The following is a 4,047-nucleotide window of genomic DNA, read 5'->3' on the forward strand; positions in this document are numbered from 1 at the left end:
CGCTTGATTAAGCCAAGGGTATGGCAGTCGTGGTGGATTCAATGGCAGCTTGTTCGAGCATTAAAGATTTTGGCAGAGACGGAACGGATTTTGCAGCCGCAAGATGGACAAATTGAGGCGAAGGGAACAGTTATATCTCTGGGAGCAGAGGCAGCTCATGTTATTCATGCGTTAGTAGGCTTATCTAAGGAGAAACAAGGTTACTACAGTCGACTTTTTGTGGCATCACAAGCAATTTTGCGAAGCGGTGAAGATTATCAATCTGCTCAACTAGGGTTCCAATCATATCTAAAGCAGCACCCAAACTCTGATTTAGCATGGTTTTTCAAAGGAAATGCTCATTCTTATCTAGGTGACTATGAGGCAGCGATAGCATCCTATGATAAGGCTCTAGACATTCAGCCCAGCGATTACGCAACGCTCTACAATAAAGGGATTGCGCTAGATGAGTTAGGATGCCATAAGGATGCGATCGCCGCGTATGATCAAGCCCTTGCTACTAGACCTAACTTATATGAGGCTCTCTACAACAAAGGGAATGCTCTATCTAACCTAGGACACTACGAGGCGGCTGTCATCGCCTATAATCAAGCCCTGGCTACTAAACCCAACTTGCACGAAGCGCTCAGCAACAAAGGATTTGCACTAGGCAACTTAGGATATCATGAGGATGCGATCGCCGCCTATAACCAAGCACTAGATATTAAGCCCGACTACCACGAAGCACTTAACAGCAGAGGGATTGCGCTATCTTACTTAAAACACTATGAAGATGCGATCGCCTCCTTTAACCAAGCCATCCAGGTTCAACCTGATAACCCAGCTCCTTACTACAACAAAGCCTGGTGTTACGGACTTCAGGGTGATGTAGACCAAGTTCTGGCTTGGCTCCAGAAGGCAATTGACCTAGATCCGGAGATGTGTCGAGAGGCAGCGAAAAATGAGCGCGACTTTGATGCCGTTCGGGACGATCCACGGTTTCAGGCACTGCTGACAGACTAGATGATCCCCAACGCGTTGAAAACGTCGGGGATCGACAGGATCGCCCCAAGAGATGCCTAAGCCATCACCTTAATTTGATCATTCTCCACCGTCACCGTCAGAGGGCGCAGCGCTTCCGTGGCCGGGCCCTGTTGAATGCTGCCATCCAGGGCAAAGCGAGACTGATGGCAAGGACAAAGAAACTCACTGCTATCCGCCTGCCATTCCACCGTACAGTCCCGGTGATTACAGTTCGCCGTCAGCGCCAGCACCGCCGTCGCATCAGCCGGATCCCGCACCACAATCACCTTCTTAGGGCTTTCGACCAACAAACTACCCTTGCTATCCAAATCACTCACACTACCCACATCAATCGACTGGGGTTCAGCCGTCGCATCAGCCGTATCATTCGAGCCAGAAGGACTACAGGCAGCGATCGCAATTGGCAAGAAAGTAGCCAAACCGCCCACGCCAGCCCAGGATAAAAAGTCGCGTCGATTCATATAATTCTCATCCAGAAGGAATCTACGCCCTACTTTAGCGCAGGCCCCTAGGGAGTTGCCTAGGGCAGTTGTTCAACCCTCGTCCCCAAACCAGCTATCATAGCGGTTGTGATAGCGGCTAAAGAGTAGCGTCTGAAACTATGGGCAGACAACGATCCCTTCTGGGGATAATTTTAATTCTGGCGATCGCAGCAGCCGTGGTGATTGTACAAGTCCCGGTGCGACTGGGGCTAGACTTGCAAGGCGGTTCGCAGTTGACCCTGCGATTGCAAACGACTGATGAAGTACCGGAAATTACGCCTGAGAAGCTGGAGGCCGTGCGCGATGTCGTCAGCCGCCGGGTGAATGAACTCGGGGTGTCGGAATCGGTGGTGCAAACTGCCGGTGAGGGGCAGCTCTTGGTGCAGTTGCCAGGGGTGAGCGATCCGGAAGAAGCAGAACGAGTTTTGCAGGGCACGGCCCAGCTCGATTTCCGCGGCCAAAAGCCCAATACCACCGCCCAAACCCTCAGTCGGTTTTTGCTGGAGCGGGAGCAGTTGCAAACGGAGCTAGACCTGCTGCAGGTGGATGCGGCAGCCAATGCAGAAGCCATTGAGGATGCTAGAACAGCCCTCGCCAATAATCAAGAAGCGATCGCCACCCTGTTTGATCGAACGGGTCTAACGGGCGATCGCTTGCAGGATGCCTACGCGGCTCCCATTGCTGGCGACTCCTGGGAAGTGGTGCTGGTGTTCAACACCGAAGGCGGCAACCAGTTTGCTGAGCTTACTGCTGGCGTTGCCGGAACAGGCCGCACCCTAGGCATTTTCCTCGATGATGAATTGATCAGCGCCCCCCAAGTGAACGCCCGCTATGCCGAAGGCGGCATCACCGGCGGGCGGGCCAGCATTTCCGGCGGCTTCAACGCCCAGCGGGCCAGTGAACTGGCCGTGCAACTGCGGGGTGGAGCCTTGCCCGTACCCGTGGAAGTGGTGGAAAACCGCACCGTCGGCGCAACCCTAGGACGGGATAGCATTCAGCGCAGCATCTATGCTGGCATCGGCGGCCTGCTGTTTGTGCTGGTCTTCATGGTGGCCTACTACCGCTTGCCGGGAGCCGTTGCCGACATTGCCCTCGTGGTCTATTCGTTGCTCACCTTTGCCATCTTCAGCATCCTGGGGGTCACCATCACCTTGCCAGGGATTGCTGGTTTCATCCTCAGTATTGGCATGGCAGTAGACGCCAACGTCCTGATTTTTGAACGCACCCGCGAAGAATTGCGATCGGGTAAAACCCTCTATCGCTCCGTGGAATCGGGCTTTTATCGCGCCTTTTCCAGCATCCTCGACAGCAACGTCACTACCCTGATTGCCTGTGGAGCCCTGTTTTGGTTAGGCACAGGCTTTGTTCGAGGGTTTGCCTTTACCCTCGGTATTGGGGTACTGGTGAGTATGTTTACGGCGCTCACCTGTAGCCGTACTCTACTCCTAGTAGCTCTGAGCCTGCCGCAATTCCGCAAACCAGAGCTGTTTTGCCCTAACCTTAGCCCCTCCACTCAACCTCAGACCAAGACGACCCCATGAAACTCAACGTCATTCGACAGCGATCGCTCTGGTGGAGCATTTCGTTGATCCTGATTCTTAGCGGCCTGATTGCCATGGTCATCTCCTGGCAAAACATCGGCGCTCCGCTCCGGCCCAGCATCGACTTTGTCGGCGGCACCCGGCTGCAGCTTCAGCGCGACTGCACCATCGCAGATTGCGATCGCCCCATCGATTTGGAAGTTGTGCGCAACGTCTTGTCTGAGAGAAATCTCCTAGGCAGTAGTCTACAGTTGGTGGGCGATGAAGGACAGGCGGTATCGATCCGTACCTCTGTCCTTGATGTCGATGCACGTACCGAGCTGCAGGCCGACCTAGAAGAAGCGATCGGCCCCCTCGATGCCGAAGGCACCCAGATTGACACCGTGGGCCCGGTGATTGGTCAACAGATTTTTTCATCGGGGCTATTGGCGCTGCTTGTCGCCTTTGCTGGCATCACCGTCTACCTAAGCATTCGCTTTCAGACCGACTACGCCGCCTTTGCCCTGGTTGCCCTGCTCCATGACGTCCTCGTCACCCTAGGCATTTTCTCCATCCTAGGGCTAGTGCTGGGGGTGGAGGTTGATAGCCTGTTTATTGTGGCGCTGCTGACCATTGTGGGCTTCTCCGTCAACGATACGGTGGTGATCTACGATCGCATTCGGGAAACCAGCACCTACCACAGCGATCGCTCCATCGACGACATCGTAGACGACGCGGTGAACCAAACCCTAGCGCGGTCGATCAACACCACCTTAACAACCGTGCTCACCCTCGTCGCCATCTTCCTGTTTGGCGGTGAGACCCTAAAATACTTCGCCCTAGCCCTGATCATTGGCTTCCTGGCCGGTGCCTATTCCAGCATCTTTATCGCCAGCACCTTGTTAGCATGGTGGAGAGAGCGATCGGAGCAGCCCCTAGCCAGCCAACCCAGCACCTACGTCGATGCTACTGTTGCTGACGTACCCCAGGATCAGCTATCCGCTCCAGCCGTTGATCAACCT

General features: G+C 54.5%; 4 protein-coding genes. 3 read left to right on the forward strand and 1 reads right to left on the reverse strand.

Features of this window, described 5'->3' with window-relative positions; translation table 11 throughout:
* Window positions 1-1,002, forward strand: a 1,002-nt coding sequence (locus V6D20_20570) for a tetratricopeptide repeat protein (GenBank protein HEY9818174.1), incomplete at its 5' end; no start/stop codon positions are given.
* Window positions 1,003-1,058: 56 nt separating this feature from the next.
* On the opposite strand, the gene V6D20_20575 is transcribed toward V6D20_20570, so the two are convergent.
* Complete coding sequence (locus V6D20_20575) at window positions 1,059-1,484, reverse strand: Rieske (2Fe-2S) protein (GenBank protein HEY9818175.1); 426 nt, start codon at window positions 1,482-1,484, stop codon at window positions 1,059-1,061.
* A 140-nt stretch (window positions 1,485-1,624) separates the two neighbouring features.
* On the opposite strand from V6D20_20575, the gene secD reads away from it, so the two are divergent.
* Both secD and secF read left to right on the forward strand, forming a co-directional pair.
* Window positions 1,625-3,046, forward strand: a complete 1,422-nt coding sequence (secD, locus tag V6D20_20580; protein HEY9818176.1) for a protein translocase subunit SecD — start codon at window positions 1,625-1,627, stop codon at window positions 3,044-3,046.
* Window positions 3,043-4,047: protein translocase subunit SecF (secF, locus tag V6D20_20585; GenBank protein HEY9818177.1), on the forward strand; the 1,005-nt coding region annotated here is incomplete at its 3' end. The genes secD and secF, both read left to right, overlap by 4 nt.

This window comes from Candidatus Obscuribacterales bacterium, from assembly GCA_036703605.1.
Lineage (GTDB): Bacteria > Cyanobacteriota > Cyanobacteriia > RECH01 > RECH01 > RECH01.

Excerpts from the sequence above, each read along its gene's own strand:
- secD (HEY9818176.1), top strand. The coding sequence starts at position 1,625 with ATGGGCAGACAACGATCCCTTCTGGGGATAATTTTAATTCTGGCGATC.
- V6D20_20575 (HEY9818175.1), bottom strand. The coding sequence starts at position 1,484 with ATGAATCGACGCGACTTTTTATCCTGGGCTGGCGTGGGCGGTTTGGCT.